13 protein-coding genes are annotated in these 15,483 nt (G+C 71.2%); 3 read left to right on the plus strand and 10 right to left on the minus strand.

Annotated features, from left to right (window positions below; all coding sequences use genetic code 11):
* Window positions 1-97 precede the first annotated feature (97 nt).
* A complete protein-coding gene (locus LGR69_RS08255; RefSeq protein ID WP_230365738.1) occupies window positions 98-1,495 on the minus strand; it encodes a sigma-54-dependent transcriptional regulator in 1,398 nt (465 codons plus the stop codon).
* Window positions 1,480-2,943 (minus strand): sensor histidine kinase, encoded by a 1,464-nt coding sequence (locus LGR69_RS08260; RefSeq protein ID WP_230365739.1) that lies wholly within the window; start codon window positions 2,941-2,943, stop codon window positions 1,480-1,482. Before LGR69_RS08260 ends, LGR69_RS08255 begins: the two co-directional genes overlap by 16 nt.
* Before the next feature lie 166 nt (window positions 2,944-3,109).
* On the opposite strand from LGR69_RS08260, the gene LGR69_RS08265 reads away from it, so the two are divergent.
* Entirely contained in the window at window positions 3,110-3,457 is a 348-nt protein-coding gene (locus LGR69_RS08265) for an Hpt domain-containing protein (RefSeq protein WP_007561135.1), read from the plus strand.
* Between the two features lie 4 nt (window positions 3,458-3,461).
* On the opposite strand, the gene LGR69_RS08270 is transcribed toward LGR69_RS08265, so the two are convergent.
* The 8 genes from LGR69_RS08270 to LGR69_RS08305 all read right to left on the minus strand — a co-directional run bounded on the left by LGR69_RS08270 (window position 3,462) and on the right by LGR69_RS08305 (window position 13,494).
* Window positions 3,462-4,709 carry a sensor histidine kinase gene (locus LGR69_RS08270; RefSeq protein WP_230365740.1) on the minus strand — a complete coding sequence of 416 codons (1,248 nt, stop codon included), beginning with the start codon at window positions 4,707-4,709 and terminating at the stop codon, window positions 3,462-3,464.
* A gap of 257 nt (window positions 4,710-4,966) precedes the next feature.
* Window positions 4,967-6,598, minus strand: a complete 1,632-nt coding sequence (locus LGR69_RS08275; protein WP_050733800.1) for an ABC1 kinase family protein — start codon at window positions 6,596-6,598, stop codon at window positions 4,967-4,969.
* Between the two features lie 131 nt (window positions 6,599-6,729).
* Window positions 6,730-8,052: an MFS transporter gene (locus tag LGR69_RS08280; protein ID WP_230365741.1), complete on the minus strand. Its 1,323-nt coding sequence runs from the start codon at window positions 8,050-8,052 to the stop codon at window positions 6,730-6,732.
* A gap of 136 nt (window positions 8,053-8,188) precedes the next feature.
* On the minus strand, window positions 8,189-8,890 hold the full coding sequence (locus tag LGR69_RS08285; protein ID WP_230365742.1) for a molybdate ABC transporter substrate-binding protein: 702 nt from the start codon (window positions 8,888-8,890) through the stop codon (window positions 8,189-8,191).
* Between the two features lie 29 nt (window positions 8,891-8,919).
* On the minus strand, window positions 8,920-9,759 hold the full coding sequence (locus LGR69_RS08290) for an NAD-dependent epimerase/dehydratase family protein (RefSeq protein ID WP_122162490.1): 840 nt from the start codon (window positions 9,757-9,759) through the stop codon (window positions 8,920-8,922).
* A gap of 16 nt (window positions 9,760-9,775) precedes the next feature.
* The gene (locus LGR69_RS08295) at window positions 9,776-11,071 is read right to left on the minus strand and encodes an MFS transporter (RefSeq protein WP_230365743.1); all 1,296 of its coding nucleotides are present in this window, start codon (window positions 11,069-11,071) and stop codon (window positions 9,776-9,778) included.
* 40 nt (window positions 11,072-11,111) lie between these two features.
* Window positions 11,112-12,173, minus strand: coding sequence for a lactonase family protein (locus LGR69_RS08300; RefSeq protein ID WP_230365744.1), 1,062 nt, complete (start codon window positions 12,171-12,173; stop codon window positions 11,112-11,114).
* A 13-nt stretch (window positions 12,174-12,186) separates the two neighbouring features.
* Window positions 12,187-13,494 carry an alpha-hydroxy acid oxidase gene (locus tag LGR69_RS08305; RefSeq protein WP_230365745.1) on the minus strand — a complete coding sequence of 436 codons (1,308 nt, stop codon included), beginning with the start codon at window positions 13,492-13,494 and terminating at the stop codon, window positions 12,187-12,189.
* Window positions 13,495-13,672: 178 nt separating this feature from the next.
* Here LGR69_RS08305 and LGR69_RS08310 point away from each other — a divergent pair, with 178 nt between their 5' ends.
* Both LGR69_RS08310 and LGR69_RS08315 read left to right on the plus strand, forming a co-directional pair.
* Complete coding sequence (locus tag LGR69_RS08310) at window positions 13,673-14,716, plus strand: LacI family DNA-binding transcriptional regulator (RefSeq protein ID WP_230365746.1); 1,044 nt, start codon at window positions 13,673-13,675, stop codon at window positions 14,714-14,716.
* A gap of 95 nt (window positions 14,717-14,811) precedes the next feature.
* On the plus strand, window positions 14,812-15,483 hold the full coding sequence (locus LGR69_RS08315; RefSeq protein ID WP_230365747.1) for an aspartate/glutamate racemase family protein: 672 nt from the start codon (window positions 14,812-14,814) through the stop codon (window positions 15,481-15,483).

Genomic DNA, 15,483 nt, shown 5'->3' on the forward strand with positions numbered 1-15,483 from the left:
CCGGCACGCGACGAGCTTGACGCCCGCTTAATCCATCAGTTCCCTGGAATCGTTCAAGATTGCGCGTTTCGGCGTGATTCTCAGGCCGTTGAGGGGTTTACCCCCTCCCAAGCTCGTCCGGTGCGTCGGGATTTGCGACATCCACCGTCGTTTCTGCGGACAGATCCGCCGCCGCGGTCGCCAGCCCGTAGCGCTCGATCTTCGCGTAGAGGAGCTGCCTCTGGATACCGAGGCGGCGGGCGGCCCGGGCGCGGTTGCCGTCCGCCTCGCGCAGCGCGAGGGCGATCATGGTCCGCTCCAGGCGCGCGACGGCGCCCGGCAAGTCGCCGTCGAGCCAATCCGCCGGCAGGCCGGCCTCCTCAATCCGCGAGGCCGGCCGCTCGACCGGCAGGTCGATGGCATCGGGGGCGATCACCCCGCAGCGGACCAGCATGGCCGCGCGCGCGACGACGTTGCGCAATTCGCGGACATTCCCGGGCCAGCCATAGGCGAGCAGCCGCGCGGCCGCGCCGGCGCTGAGACGCTTGCCCGAGGGCGCGAGGAAATGCTCGGCCAGGGGCACGATGTCGGCCAGGCGCTCGCGCAGGGGCGGCAGCAGCAGCGGCACGACGTTGAGGCGGTAATACAGGTCGGCGCGGAATAGGCCCGCCTCCACCAGGGCGGGCAGGTCGCGGTGGGTCGCGGCGACCAGGCGGACATCGACCCGGGCCGACCGGCCGCCCAGCGGCGTGACCATCCGGTCCTGGATCACCCGCAGGATCTTGGCCTGCATCGGCGGGGGCATGTCGCCGATCTCGTCGAGGAACAGGGTGCCGCCCTCGGCCTGATGGAAGGCGCCGGCCCGGTCGCCGACCGCGCCCGTGAAGGCGCCGCGGACATGGCCGAACAGCTCGCTCTCCAGGAGGTCGGGCGGGATCGCCGCGCAGTTGATCGGCACGAACGGCCGGCCCCGGCGGGCGGAATAGGCGTGGAGCGCCCGGGCCACCTCCTCCTTGCCGGTGCCGGTCTCGCCCTGGATCAGCACGGTGGAGTCGGTATCGGCGACGAGGCCGATGGTCTTCAGGACCCGGCGCATGCCGGCGCTCGACCCGATCAGCCCGCCCTCCGGGGCCGTATCCCCCGGATCCGGGCGCGCGCTCGACAGCATGGAGTCGAGGATCGCGGCGAGGTCGGCACGGCCGACCGGCTTGGTGAGATGGTCATGCGCACCGAGCCGCATCGCCTCGATCGTGTTGGCCGGGCTCGCGAAGGCGGTGAGCACGGTCACGGGCGGCCGGCCCGGCAGCGCGCAGATCCGCGCCAGGGTGGCCATGCCATCGAACTCGCCGGGCATCCGCAGGTCGAGGAGCACCGCGGCGACCGGGGTCTCGCGCAGGCGCGCCAGGGCCTCCGCCCCGGAGGCGGCCGGCAGCGGGTGATGGCCGAGATCGGCGACGGTCTCGGCCAAGCCCTCGCGCAGGGCGGAATCGTCGTCGACGATCAGGATGGTCGCCATGGCAGGTCCAGCACGAAGGTGGTCTCGGGCTCACCGTCGATGAGCCTGACCGCGCCGCGATGCGCCAGAGCGATCTCGCGCACGATTGCGAGACCCAGCCCGGTCCCGTCCGGCCGGCCGGTCACGAACGGCTCGAACAGGCCGGTGCGGATCGCCGGGTCGATGCCGGAGCCGGTGTCGGACACCCGCAGATGCAGGCGCATCGCGCCGTCGACGGTCACCCGCTCGGCGGCGAGGCGGACCTGTCCGCCCGGGGGCGTGTGCTGAAGGGCGTTGAGCAGCAGATTGTCGAGGGCGCGGGCGATCTGGGGCCCGTCGATCTGCGGCCGGTCCCCCCGGGGCAAGGATTCCGCCGCGATCGCGATCCGGACGGCGCGGGCGCTCGCCAGATCCTCGTGCAGCCGGGCGCAATCGGCCAGCAGCGCGGCGATGTCGGTGGGGGCGCGGTTCAGCGTCCGGGCCTGGGTGAGATTGAGGAGGTCGCGCAGCAGGTTGTCGACCCGGGCGATCTGGCCGAGCACGCTCTCCAGCGCCACCGTGGCGCGGGCCGGATCGCCGCTGACCAGGGCGTTCTCGGCCTTCAGCCGCATGGCCGCGATCGGGTTGCGGATCTCGTGGGCGATGCTGGCGGCGAGGCGGCCGACGGCGGCCAGGCGCTCGGCGGCGACCACCCGGGCGCGGGCCTCCCGCAGGCGCCCGCCCGCGGCGTTGAGGGTGTCGACCAGGCGGTCGAGCTCGCGCTCGCCGGTCGGGTCGAGATGCGGCAGGTCCTCGCCGTCCGGCCGCGGCGCCGCCAGGGCGGCCTCCAGCCGGGCGATCCGGCCCGAGAACCCGTACAGGAACCACCCGAGAAAGGCCGCCGAGCCCAGCACCGTCACGGCCAGGAATCCGAGGCCCGCCAGGAAGCGGGTATAGGCCGGGCCGTCGTTGACGTGAGCGCGGCCCATGGTCCAGGCGGTCAGCCCGGCTTCCGGCCCGTGCAGGGGGCAGCCCTGGATCAGCAGCACCTGCGTGCGGCTCGGTCGGCGCAGCGACACCGCGTGGTCGACCCGCAGCGCCTGGGCGTTCACCCCCGCGATGCTGTCGCGCTCGGCCTCGGGCAGGTCGGTCTTCGGCCCGGTGCCCTCGTAGGTCGGATAGGCGTAGGCGACCGGCCCCTCCACGGCGCTCCAGACCCCGCCCTCGATGCCCGGATAGAGATCGAGCGCGGCCGCGACGGTGGGGCCGAGCCGGGCCCGGGCGATGCCGCCCTCGCTGCGGCGCGCCAGGGCGGCGTAGCGATCGATGATCTCCCGGCAGGCGCGATTGACCGCGACCTCGGCCTGGGCAACCTGGACGGCGGTGGATTGGCTGTAGAAACCGAACATGAGGTAGGCGGTGGCCGCCGCCGAGGCCAGCAGCAGGAACCACAGGGCGAGCAGCCGGGCGCGCAGGCTATAGGCCGTCACGGCGCTGGGTCCTCCGGGGCGCCGGCCGCCCCCGGCCAAGCGGATATCCGGGTGGGCACGCTGTGGAAACGGTGGCACAGAGGTGCGCGATTGAAATCGGCCGCTGGACCTCGCGGCGTTTGCGCGCTTCTGTCGAAGCGTTCTGCCAATCGGCTGCCGGAGACGGATGGTGTCACAATCCCTCGTCGATCGGGCCGCGCTCGACGAACTTGAAGGTGTCATCGGCACCGAGAAGCTCGCCCGCCTGCTCGACCGTTTCACCGCGAGCCTCGCCACGGCCTTCGACGGCGCGGAGCGGGGCGAGGCGGATTACGCCCGCGAGGCGCACACACTCGTGTCGATGTCGGGCATGCTGGGCTGCGCCGAATTGAGCCGGGCGTGCCGGGATTTCGAGCAATCCGCGAAGGGCGGCGGCGGCGATTTCACGGCCGCGCTCGTGGACCTTCGCAAGCTGCGCGACGCCACCGTGACGGCCCTGCGCGATCTGCGCGACGACAAGCGGGCCGCCGAGTAGGATCTCACCCGGCCGTGACGGCGGCGAGCGGTGCCTCGAAGGTCAGCACCGCTCCGGTCGGCGGATAGCTCAGCTGCGCGGTGCCGCCGAAGCTGTGGGCGAGGCTCCGGGCGATCAGGCGCGTCCCGAACCCGGTCCGGGTCGGCGGGCTGACCGGCGGGCCGCCGACCTCCTCCCAGCGGAATCGCAGGGTCGCGCCCTCGCCGGCGGCGGTGACGGCCCAGGCGATGACCACCTGCCCGGTGGGCACCGAGAGCGCGCCGTACTTGGCGGCGTTGGTGCCGAGCTCGTGCAGCATCAGCGCCAGGACCATGCCGTGGCGCGGGCCGAGCGTGACGTCGGCACCCTCCACCCGGAACCGCCCGGCGACGCCGTCGCCATGAAGCGAGACCGCCCCCTCGACCAGCCCGACCAGGGAGGCCGCCGCGAAGGAGCCCTGGAGCAGAACGTCGTGAGCCTGGGCCAGCGCCAGCAGCCGGGCGGCCAGCGCCTCGCCGGCGGCTTCGAGCGAGCCGGCGTTGCGCAGGGTCTGCGCCGCAACCGCCTGGACCATGGCCAGGGTGTTCTTCATCCGGTGGGACAGTTCCTGCATCAGCAGGGTCTGGCGCGCCTCGGTGAGCTTCAGCTCGGTGATGTCGCGCGAGGCCGCCAGGATGCGGTCCGGGCGACCGGGCCGGCCGCCGACCGGGCTCACCGCGATATCCCACCAGGTCACGGTCCGGCCGGATTCGAGCTTGGCCTGGAAGCGGCTCGCGCCGCCGAGCCGCGCCTTGGCGAGCGACGCCGCGACCGCCTCCCGGTCCTCGTCGCGGATCCAGAGGTCGATCCAGGGGCGGCCGATCAGGTCCGCGAGGTTCCGGCCGCAGAGACCGGCCGGGCCGTTCTCGCCCGCAGTGATCAGGATGCCGTTGCAATCCAGGATCTCGAGGACGTCGGCCGCGACCTGCAGCATCCCGGGGGCGGTCAGCGCGCCCGCCCAGGAGGGCGCCGACCAGGTCTCGACGCGGCCGGATTCCGGGTGATGGAGCGGTGGCGGCGCCGGGGCAGGAAACGGCTCACGCCCGAGGCGCCCGGATTCGACGCGGCTCGCGGCCTCGATGATGCGGCCGAGCCGCCGGCTGCGCTGCCGTTCAGCATCCGCCTGTTTGGTCGCCTGCATCAGCAGGTCGCGCAGACGCAGGTTCTCGGCTTCCAGCGCGGCGAGGCGTCGGTCCGTCCCGTCCGCCCGCGGCAACACGAGGCCCGCATCCATCGCTCGCCCCCGTCTCGGCTTCGATCCCCCCGCGGCGCAGGCGCCGCAAAAGACCCTCCGACGGTGCGGCGCGGCGACGCGATGTCGAAGCTCGGGCGCGCCGGCGGATCGAACCGCTTCTGGTGACGCGCTCCGCTCGCGACCGCACGAAACGAAGGGTAGGCGAGGCTAGCACGATATCTGGGATAATCAAATGAGCCGTGTATTCGCCGCCGCCGGGCAACCAGAAGATCAAGTTCGGGCGACGACGAAGTCCGTCATTTGTTCCGCATCAGCAGGACCAGCCAGCCGATCCCGAGGATGAAGATCACCAGGCCGATCGAGACGAAGACCGGCGTGCCGAGGTCGATCAGCCGCGGCGCCAGCTGGGTGGCGAACGCCGCCACCACCAGGGCCACCGCGACCCGGGCGGCGGCCCGCTCGATGCCGCGGGTCACCTTGTCGAGACCCTTCACCTCGATCTCGACGGTGACGCGGCCCTGCTTGAGGCGCACCAGCATCAGGTGGATCAGCGTCGGCAGCTCGGAGGCGGCGCCGTAGAGGCCGACGCCCAAGGCCTCGGCCTTCTGCTTGAGGGCGCCCAGCGAGAACTGCGTCTGCATGCTCGCCTTGACCGTGGGTCCGGCCGCCGCGAACAGGTCGAAATCCGGATCGAGGTGGCGCATCACGCCGTCGGCGGTGACCAGGCCCTTGAACAGGATCGCCAGGTCGGTCGGCATGGCGAGGTCGTTCTCGCGGGCCATGTTCATGAAGTCGGTGAGCACCAGCCCGAGGTTGAGCGGGATCGAGGAGTGGCTCTCCACGAAGGACTGGGCCGAGACCTGGAGCCGGGTCAGGTCCGGGTTGCTGGTGCCGGTCCAGTCGAGCAGCACGGCCATCAGGCCGTCCGCGTCCTGCTTGAGCATGGCGCCGATCAGCACCAGCAGCTGCGAGCGCCGCCGCTGCGACAGCCGCCCGATGATGCCGAAATCGATGAAGCCGATCTTGTTGCCCGGCAGCGCCAGCATGTTGCCCGGGTGCGGATCGGCGTGGAACACGCCCTCAATCAGCGCCATCTGCAGGAAGGCGTCGGTGCCCTTCTGGGCGAGCAGCTTCTTGTCGAGCCCGGCCGCGCGGAGCGCCGCCTCGTCGTTGGGCGGGATGCCGTGGATAAAATCCTGGACCAGGACCCGCTCGGAGCAATACTCCCAGTGGATCTTCGGGAAGACGATGTCGTCGCGGTCCTCGAAGATCTGCGCCAGGAGCTCGCAGTTGCGCGCCTCGTTGAGCAGGTCGAGCTCGCCGTTCAGGCCCTCGGCGAGGTGCCGCATCTGCTCGCGCGGCTGGTAGCGGGCCATGTCCGGCCACTCGTTCTCGACGATCCGGGCGCCGTGCGCCATCAGGCGCAGATCCGCCTCGATGATCTTGCGCAGGTTCGGCCGCAGGACCTTGACGATCACGTCCTCGCCCGAGTGCAGGCGCGCCCGGTAGACCTGGGCGATCGACGCGGAGGCGATCGGGTTGGTGTCGAACTCGGCGAAGACCTCGTTGGGCGGCCCGCCGATATCCAGCTCGAGCTGCGGGCCGATCTGCTCCCACGGCACCGGCACGACCTGGCTGTGGAGTTTCTGTAGCTCCTCGGTCCAGGCCGGCGACAGCAGGTCCGGCCGGCTCGCCAGAACCTGGCCGAACTTGATGAAGGTCGGGCCCAGGGCCTCGATCGCCCGGCGCAGGCGCTCGGGCTCGGACAGGCGGGTGACGTCGACCCGGGGCCGGCGGCGCGGCAGCAGCGGCAGGTAGCGCAGCCCGAGGCGGTCCACGACGCGGGTGACGCCGAAGCCGATCAGGATCGTCGCGATCTCCGACAGCCTCTGACGGTCGCGGGCGGCAACGAAGGCTGTCTTCAGCATGAAAGGGGCGATCCGTTCGGACACGATTGGGCGTCCGGACAGCACGAGCATAAGGACTTTTTTGCGGTCGCGAAGCCCCGGATGCGTCCCACGGCGACATTAGAGCCGCCGGGGCCGTCAGCGTACGGGCGTTACGGTCGCGGCGCCGCCGGCAGGGGCAGGGCGACCGCCGGCCGCCGCGCGTCGCCGAAGCGGGCATTGACCACCAGCAGCGTCACGACCACGGCCGAGAGGGCGAGCGCGGCCAGGAAGTACAGGCCGGCCTCGAAGCTGCCGGTGGCCTCGCGGATCCAGCCGACCATCGAGGGGGCGACGAAGCCGCCGAGATTGCCGATGCAGTTGATCAGCGCGATCCCGCCCGCCGCCGCGCTGCCGCTCAGGAACACCGAGGGCAACGCCCAGAACGGCGCCTTGGCGCCGTAGAGCCCGGCGGCGGCAAGGGCCATAAAGGCCACCGCCCAGAGCGAGCCGGTGGCGAGGCCGGCCAGCGCCAGCCCGGTCGCCGTGAGGCCGAGGGCGGTCGCGAGGGTGATCCGGCGGTCGTCGTAGCGGTCGGAGATCCAGCCGACGGTGAGCCCACCGACGACGCCGAAGAGGTAGGGCACGGCGGTCATCAGGCCGGTCTGCATGTCCGACAGGCCGGTGCTCTTCAGGATCTGCGGCAGGAAGAACGCCAGGCCGAGATTGGCGCCGGTGTTGGCGAAGTAGATGAACGACAGCGCGATCAGCCGCGGATCCGAGAGTGCCGTCCGCAGGCTGGTCCCGTGGGTGCCGGCGACGCTGCTCTGCTCGGAATCGATCAGGGTCTGCAGGGCGGTGCGGTCGGCCGGGGCGAGCCACATTGCGTCCTTGGGCCGGTCCGGGATCAGGGCCAGGAAGACGAAGCCGAACAGGGTGGTCGGGATGCCCTCCAGCAGGAACAGCCATTGCCAGCCCTTGAGGCCCAGGGCCCCGTCGAGCTGCATGATCGTGGTCGAGAGCGGCGCGCCGATCGCCAGCGAGACCGGGATGCCCACCGCGAAGGCGCCGAAGATCCGGGCGCGATACGCTTTCGGGAACCAGTAGGTCAGGTAGAGGATCACGCCCGGGTAGAACCCGGCCTCGGCCGCACCCAGCAGGAAGCGCAGGATCAGGAAGCTGGTCGAGCCCTGCACGAACATCATCGCGGCCGAGAGCAGGCCCCAGGTGATCATGATCCGGGCGATCCAGCGCCGCGCGCCGACCTTCTCGAGGATCAGGTTGCTCGGCACCTCGAAGAGGAAATAGCCGATGAAGAAGATCCCGGCGCCGAGCCCGAACACCGCCGGCCCGATGCCGAGATCGGCGTTCATCCGCAGGGCCGCGAAGCCGACATTGATCCGGTCGATATAGGCCATGACGTAGCCCACGAAGAGCAGCGGCATCAGCCGGAAGAACACCTGCCGGACGATCCGGTCCTGTTCGCTGGCGACCATGGTGTCCTCGCTGTTTGAGTTGTTTTCGACGGCCGCCATCGTGAGCGATGTGGCCCGGTACGGCGCGCGAGCCCCGAACGATGCGCGTCCCCGGGGTGCTTCGCAGCGCTCGCGAGGACGGCGGTCGCGCGCCTGCTCAGAAAGCCGGCTCGAGGCCGCTCGCGCGGTAGGCGGCGGCGGCCTCCGGGGTGGTCAGCCCGGCGAGGAAGCGCAGGGCGCCGTCCCGGTCGGCGGCGCCGCGCAGGATCGCGGCCGCGAAGGTCGTGACCTCCTGGACGGGCTCCGGGAACGGCCCCACCACCTCAATGCCCGGCACAACCATTAGCTCGCTGATCTGCTGGACCGCGATGTCGGCCTCGCCCGAGACCAGCTTCTCGGCGGTGAAGCCCTGCGGGATGATCGTCGCCCGGGCGTTGACCGCGTCTTCGAGGCCGAGCCGCGGCAGCAGGCCGGCGAAGTAGATGCCGCTGGCACCGGTGCGCGAATAGGCCACCGAGCGCGCCGCGACGAGCGTCCGCTTGAGCGCCTCGACGCTGCCGATATCGGGATGCGCCGCCCCGGCCTTCACGGCGATGCCGTAGCGGGAGCGCACCGCGTCCACCCGGGTCTCCGGCTCGACCTTTCCGGCGGCGATCAGCCGGTCCATCGCGTCGGAGAGCACGAACACCGCGTCGGCGGTCTCGCCCGCCTCCAGCGCCTTCATGATCACCGCGGTGGGCGCCCAGTCGATCGCCGCCCGGCCGCCCGCCGCCGCGAAGGCGGGGACGACATGGGCGTCGAAGGCGCCCCGCACCACCAAAGCGCATTTCAGCCGCGTCGCTTGCTGCTCGTCCGCCATGCCGGCTCCCATCGTCTCGGAGGCTGTGATCACCGGGCGGTCGGCTCGGTGCGGGAATAGTCGAGGGCAGTGAAGCCGCCGCCCTGGTAGCGCTCGATCACCGGGTTGCCGCTGGTCTTGCCCTCCAGCGCCGGGGCGTAGGAATCGGCGCTGTCCTGCGGCGCCCAGCCGATCACGTCGCGGCCGTCCCGGCGCCACCAGGTCATCCGGCTGTTGTTCGAGGCGCCCCAGATCACCACCGATCCCTTCGGCCCGAGGCTCGGGGCCAGGGTGGCGCAAGTGATCAGCCGGGTCAGGTCGGCATAGGACAGCCAGGTCGCCAGCATCCGGGCGTCGATGGGCTCCGGAAAGCAGGAGCCGATGCGCAGGAAGACACTCTCGACCCCGTGCTTGTCGCGGTACAGGCCACCCATCATCTCGCCATAGGCCTTGGACAGGCCGTAGTAGCCGTCCGGCGCCAGGGCGCAGTCGTCGTCCAGCACCTCTTTCCGCTCGTGGAACCCGATCGCGTGGTTCGAGGAGGCGAACACCATCCGGGCGCGCTCCCGCCGGGCCGCCTCGTAGGCGTGGTAGAGCCCGCGGATGTTGGGGCCGATCACGGTCTCGAACGGGTGCTCCACCGAGATCCCGCCGAAATGCAGGATCGTGCCGCAGCCCTCCGCCAGGCGCAGGATCGCCGGGCCGTCCTCCAGGTCGGCGAGCTGGAAGCGCGCGCCCTCGGGCAGCGGGTCGGGGAAGGGCACCCGGTCGGTCAGGCGCAGGGTCCAGCCCTGGGCGCCGAGCGCCTTCGTCAGCACCCGCCCGAGGGCGCCCGAGGCGCCGGTGAGCAGGACGGGCTTCTGCGGGATCGTGTCGGGGGATGCGCTCATCGGGTTCGCTCCGGGTTCAGGCGGTCTTCACCGCGTTGAGGGGAGGGGCCGCCTGCGGGCGGCGCGGACGTTTCACGAAGATCGCCATCGCGATGACGCCGGCCGCGGCGATCAGGGCGGCTATGACGAAGGCGCTGGCATAGCCTCCGAGATACTGCACGGCGAATCCCGTGGCGGTCGGGCCGATGATGCCCGAGATGTTGCTCAGCAGGTGGATGAAGCCGCTCACCCCGCCGACCCGCGCCTCCGGCACCAACTCGTGGATCGTCGCCCAGCAGGATTGCACCGAGCTCGTCAGCATCAGCACCGCGAGTGCGATCAGGGATACCGCCACCGCAGCGTTCGGCGCGGCGTTGACGGTGATCAGCGCGACGCCCGCGATGGCGAGCGGCACGATCGTGGTGATCTTCCTTGCCGCCAGCTTGTCGTCCATGCGCTTGTACAGCAGGTCGGCGACGATGCCGCCGCCGACATAGCCGACGAAGCCGCAGGCCCAGGGGATCGAGGCCACGAACGCCATCTGTTGCACCGGCATGTGCAGGGCGTCGGTGAGGTAGCTCGGGAGCCACGAGAGGAAGATGTAGAGGGTGTAGTTCACCGCGAACATGCCGAGCCCCAGCGACAGGGTGCTCGGCAGGAACAGGTAGTCGCGTAAGGATCGCTCGTGGTCGGAGGCGGCGAGGTGCGACACGGCGCGGCTGTGCTCGACCAGCGCGATCTCCTCCGCGGAGACCCGGGGATTGTCCCGGGGCCGGTCGGTCATCAGGATCCGCCAGGCCACCACCCAGACGAGGCCGACGGCGCCGATCACGATGAAGGCCACCCGCCAGCCGTACTGGATCGCCAGCAGGCCGACCACGGGGGCCGCGATGGCGCTGCCGACCGTCTGGCCCGAGAAGGTGAAGCCGATGGTCCGGGCCGTCTCCTCGCGGGGAAACCAAGTGGTGATGGTCCGGTTCGTGGTCGAGTTCATCGGCCCCTCGGCGAAGCCGAACAGGGCGCGGACCACGAACATCTGGGCGAAGCCGGTCACCGCACCGGTGAGCATGCACAGGACCGACCAGGCGGTCGCCGCCCAGGTGTAGACGCTGCGCGGGCCGTAGCGGTCGGCGAGCTGGCCGCCCACGAAGGCGAAGAGGGCGTAGCCGAAGAAGAAGGTGCTGAAGATCACCCCCAGCTCAGAGGGCGACAGGTTCAGGTCCTGCTTGACGAAGGGCGCGGCCACGCCGAGCGCGGCGCGGTCCATGTAGTTGATGATCCCGGCGATGAAGAGCAGCGTCGCGATCAGGAACCTGTATCGTTTGGCGAACATCGGGCTTCCTCCGGGAACATCATGTTTTTGTTTTGTATTTTTACAGGAACGCGATCGTGCATGGGCTCGGGCTCTGGCGTGAGCCCGTCTGCGTGAGGTCGCCGCTGCCGGGGTCGATGGCGAATTCGACCAGGCTGTCGCCCTGCTCGTTGGCGACCAGCAGATGGCCGCCGTCCGGCGCGAGCGTCATGAAGCGCGGGTCCTGGCCGCCTGATGGCGTCCAGCCGGCCGGTTCGAGGCGGTCGCCCTCGACCCGGAAGCGCGCGATCCCGTCCTGGCCGCGGTTCGAGGCGTAGACGAAGCGCCCGCAGGGCGTGACCACGATCGCTGCCGCGGTGCTTGCGCCGAAGAAGTCCGGCGGCAGCGTCGGGACGCAGTGGAGGGGCGCGAGCGTCCCGGATGCCGCATCCCAGCGGCAGGTCGCGACGGTGGAATCCAGCTCGTTGACCAGGAAGGCGAGAGCGCCGCCGGGATGGAACGCGATGTGGCGCGGGCCGGCGCCCGGGCGCAGGACGGCCTCGGAGACGATCTCCAGGCGGTCGCCGGGGAGGCGCAGGATGAAGACCCGGTCGAGACCCTTGTCGGGCACCAAAACGTGGCCGCCGTCCGGCGACAGGACGACGTGGTGCGGGTGGGCGGCGGCCTGCTCGGTCCGGTGCGGGCCCGGCTCACCCGGCATCGGCAGGACCTGCGCGGCCGGCTCCAGCCCGCCATCGGGGCGCAGGGGCATCAGGGCCACGGAGCCGCTGGCGTAGTTGGCGACGATCAGGAACCGCCCGCTCGGGTCGATCGCCTGATGGACGCTGTTGGTGCCGCCGGTTTCCGCGCTGCCGAGGCCGTGCAGGGTGCCGTCCGGTGCGACCGCGAAGGCGGTGGCGACCGCGCCGTCGCCCTGGACCGTGTAGAGCACCGAGCGGGCCGGATCGGTGACCAGGAAGGACGGGTTGTCCAGCTCCTCGACCCGGCCGAGATGCGTCCAGCCCTCGAGCCCGGCCCCGACCCGGTAGATGTCGATGCCCCGGCCTCGGGCCCGGCGCCGCGCGGTGGTGAAGCAGCCGACGAAGGCGAGGCCGAGGGGGGAGCGGGGCGCGTCGTCGGTCATGCCAGTCTCCGGGTCAGCTTCGCCGCGGGACGCGGCGCAGGAAGTCCGGGTTGAGTTCGGACAGGCGGTTGATCCCGATCAGCGCCATGTCGCGGTTGAGCTCCTCCTTGAGGATCCGCATGGCGTGCTCGACGCCCGCCGCCCCGCCGAGCGCGGCGCCGAACATGAACGGCCGGCCGAGCAGGACGAAGTCGGCGCCGAGCGCCAGGGCTTTCATCACGTCGGTGCCGCGGCGGATGCCGCTATCGACGATGATCTTCAGGCCGCCCTTCTTCGCGCCGATCTCCGGCAGCACGTCGAGGGGCGCGATGGCGTGGTCGAGCTGGCGGCCGCCATGGGTCGACAGGATGACCCCATCGGCGCCGCAGCCGCGGGCGATCTCGACATCCTCCGGGGCGAGCAGCCCCTTTACCACCAGGTTGCCGGACCACCGTTTGCGGATGGCCTCCAGGTTCTTCCAGGAGAGCTGGTCCCGGGCGGTGGTGTTGCGCACCGCGCCTTGCGACATCATCGGCGGTCCGCGCTCGGCCTCGGTGTTCTCGAAATGCGGGGGGCCGTGCTTGAGGAAGGTCCGGGCGACGGTGCCCAGCAGCCAGCGCGGGTGGGTCGCGCTCTGCCACGCGACCTTGGGCGTGACCTTGATCGGCATCGAGAAGCCGCTGCGGGTGTTGTGCTCGCGGTTGCCCAGAGTCGGCGTGTCGGCGGTCACCACGAAGGTGCGGTAGCCGGTGGCCGCGACCCGGTCGAGCAGGCGGTCGATCCGGGTCTGGTCGCCGGGCAGGTAGCCCTGGAACCAGGCCTGCGGGTTCTGGGCGTAGACGTCCTCCAGCTTGATCAGCGAGGAGGCGCTGAGGATCATCGGCAGGTTCATCCGCCGCGCCGCCTCGGCGAGCACGATGTCGCCGCGATAGGCGATGAACGCGGCCCCGCCGAGCGGCCCGACCCCGAACGGCGCCGCGTAGGTCTGGCCGAACAGCTCCGTGGCGGTGTCGCGGCCCGACGTGTCGCGCATCAGCCGCGGCACCAGGGCGTAATCCGCGTAGGCGCCGCGGCTATGGGCCAGCGCGGCCCCGGTCTCCGCGCCGCCGGCGACGTATTGGAAGATCATGTGCGGCAGGAGCCGCCGGGCATGGCGCTCGAAATCGTCGAGCGCGAGCAGGTCGCGGAACCGGTAGGGCGTGACCGCGTCGCTGCGCTTGAGGCTGGTGACGAGGGCCTGCGGGCCGGCGATGCCGGGCGCCTCGGCATCCGCCCGCCCGACCGTGGCCGAGTCGCGCGCCGTCGACCCCGGGCCGGAAGCCGGCTGGTCGAACGTCGCCATCCGCTCCTCCCTGGATTTCGACGCCGTTCGCATGACCCGGCGCCGCACGGTTTCTGAAAGCGCTTTCAGATAGCCAGCGCCAGACCGGAGTGTCAATATACTGCCGGTCTCCATCGCTGGCCGTAGCAGCGCGGCGGCGATAGGGTGTCACGGGGGAAGTCGGATTTCAGTGCTGGGCGTGCCGGAAGAGATCCTCGAACCCCTGTCGCGCAGCCCGGTGGCGCGGGACGTGGCCCATCGGGCCGGGGTCTCCACCGCGACGGTGTCCCGGGTGCTGAACGGCTCGGCCGGGGTCCGGGCCGACAAGCGCGCGGCCGTGATGCGGGCCGCCCAGGATCTCGGCTTCGTCGCCAACGGCGCCGCCCGGGCGCTCTCGACCCGCCGGTTCATGGCGGTGGGCGCCGTCGTGCCCAACATCGAGAACGAGGCGTTCGTGCGCGTCCTGTCGAGCTTCCAGGAGCGGCTGCGCCAGGCCGGCTACACCCTGGTCGCCGCCAATGCCGGCTACGATCTGGAGGACGAGCTGCGCGAGGCGACCTTCCTACTGGAGCGCGGCGTCGATGGGCTGATGCTGGTGGGCGACATCCACCACCCGGATCTCCACGCCCGCATCGCCCGGCATGGCATCCCGATGGTGCAGACCTTCAGCCTGTCGCGGGAGCGCCCCTGCGTCGGCTTCGACAACGCCGCCTCCGCGGCCCGGGCGGCGAACTACCTCGTGGATCTCGGCCACAGGCGGATCGGCGTGATCTCCGGCCTGCGCAAGGACAACGACCGCGGCGGCGCCCGCGTCACCGGCATCGCCCAGGCGTTGGAAGCCCGCGGCCTGCGCCTCGCCCCGGAGCACGATATCGAGATCTCCTACGGCATCGGCGGCGGCCGCGACGGCTTCCGCCAGATGCTGGCCGGCGGGCCGCCGCCCACCGCAATCATCTGCGGCACCGACCAGATCGCCTTCGGCGCCATGATCGAGGCCCGGGCCCGGGGGCTCGACGTGCCCGGCGACCTCTCGGTGATCGGCCACAACGATTCCGACTTCGCGCCCTTCCTCGACCCGGCGCTGACCACGATCCGGATCCATTCCGCCGAGATCGGCCACGCCGCCGGGGACCACCTCATCGCCCGGATGCAGGGTCGGCCGGTGGTGCGTCTGACTCAGATCGACGCCGAGCTGATCCTGCGTGCCAGCACGGCGCCGCCGCGCAAGCCGGACGGGGTCTGACGCGGATCGGCGATATCTTGCCACCGTTTTGAAATCGCTTACAAGACGTTGAACGGCGACCGGACGCCTGACCGCGCCACATCCCGGGAGACAGCATGGCCCCCCGCATCGTCCTCCTGCACGCGACGCCGGTCGCGATGGCTCCGATCCAGGCGGCCTTCGCCGAGCGCTGGCCCGAGGCCGAGACGGTCAACCTGCTGGATGACGGCCTGTCCCTCGACCGGGCCAAGGAGCCAGGGGAGATCTCCGCGGGCATGATCGACCGGTTCGTCCGGTTCGGGCGCTACGGCCACGACATGGGCGCCGACGGCATCCTGATCACCTGCTCGGCCTTCGGGCCGGCCATCGACCGGCTGAGCGAGACCGTGCCGGTGCCGGTGCTGAAGCCGAACGAGGCGATGTTCCGCGCGGCCATCGCCCAAGGGCAGCGCATCGGCATGCTGGCGACCTTCGGCCCCTCGATCGGCACCATGACCGACGAGTTCGAGGACTTCGTCGGCCAGTCGGGCCGGTCCGCGACCCTGCGCACGATCCTCGTCGACGACGCCATGGCGCGTCTGCGCGCCGGCGACGCCGAGACCCACAACCGGCTGATCGCCGAGCGGGCGCCGGAACTCTCCGATTGCGACGCGATCATGCTGGCGCATTTCTCGACCTCCCGGGCGGCCGAGGCGGTGCGCGCCGCCGTCGACGTCCCGGTCCTCACGGCCCCCCACGCGGCGGTGGACCGCATGCGCGCCCTGATCGAGACGGCTGAGAGGGCCTGA

This window comes from Methylobacterium brachiatum, from assembly GCF_020523825.1.
Taxonomy (GTDB): Bacteria; Pseudomonadota; Alphaproteobacteria; order Rhizobiales; family Beijerinckiaceae; genus Methylobacterium; species Methylobacterium brachiatum.

Coding starts and splice junctions, on each gene's coding strand:
- LGR69_RS08275 (WP_050733800.1), bottom strand. CDS start 6,598: ATGCTGAAGACAGCCTTCGTTGCCGCCCGCGACCGTCAGAGGCTGTCG.
- LGR69_RS08290 (WP_122162490.1), bottom strand. CDS start 9,759: ATGAGCGCATCCCCCGACACGATCCCGCAGAAGCCCGTCCTGCTCACC.
- LGR69_RS08280 (WP_230365741.1), bottom strand. CDS start 8,052: ATGGTCGCCAGCGAACAGGACCGGATCGTCCGGCAGGTGTTCTTCCGG.
- LGR69_RS08270 (WP_230365740.1), bottom strand. CDS start 4,709: ATGGATGCGGGCCTCGTGTTGCCGCGGGCGGACGGGACGGACCGACGC.
- LGR69_RS08255 (WP_230365738.1), bottom strand. CDS start 1,495: ATGGCGACCATCCTGATCGTCGACGACGATTCCGCCCTGCGCGAGGGC.
- LGR69_RS08300 (WP_230365744.1), bottom strand. CDS start 12,173: ATGACCGACGACGCGCCCCGCTCCCCCCTCGGCCTCGCCTTCGTCGGC.
- LGR69_RS08315 (WP_230365747.1), top strand. CDS start 14,812: ATGGCCCCCCGCATCGTCCTCCTGCACGCGACGCCGGTCGCGATGGCT.
- LGR69_RS08265 (WP_007561135.1), top strand. CDS start 3,110: ATGGTGTCACAATCCCTCGTCGATCGGGCCGCGCTCGACGAACTTGAA.
- LGR69_RS08285 (WP_230365742.1), bottom strand. CDS start 8,890: ATGGCGGACGAGCAGCAAGCGACGCGGCTGAAATGCGCTTTGGTGGTG.
- LGR69_RS08295 (WP_230365743.1), bottom strand. CDS start 11,071: ATGTTCGCCAAACGATACAGGTTCCTGATCGCGACGCTGCTCTTCATC.
- LGR69_RS08305 (WP_230365745.1), bottom strand. CDS start 13,494: ATGGCGACGTTCGACCAGCCGGCTTCCGGCCCGGGGTCGACGGCGCGC.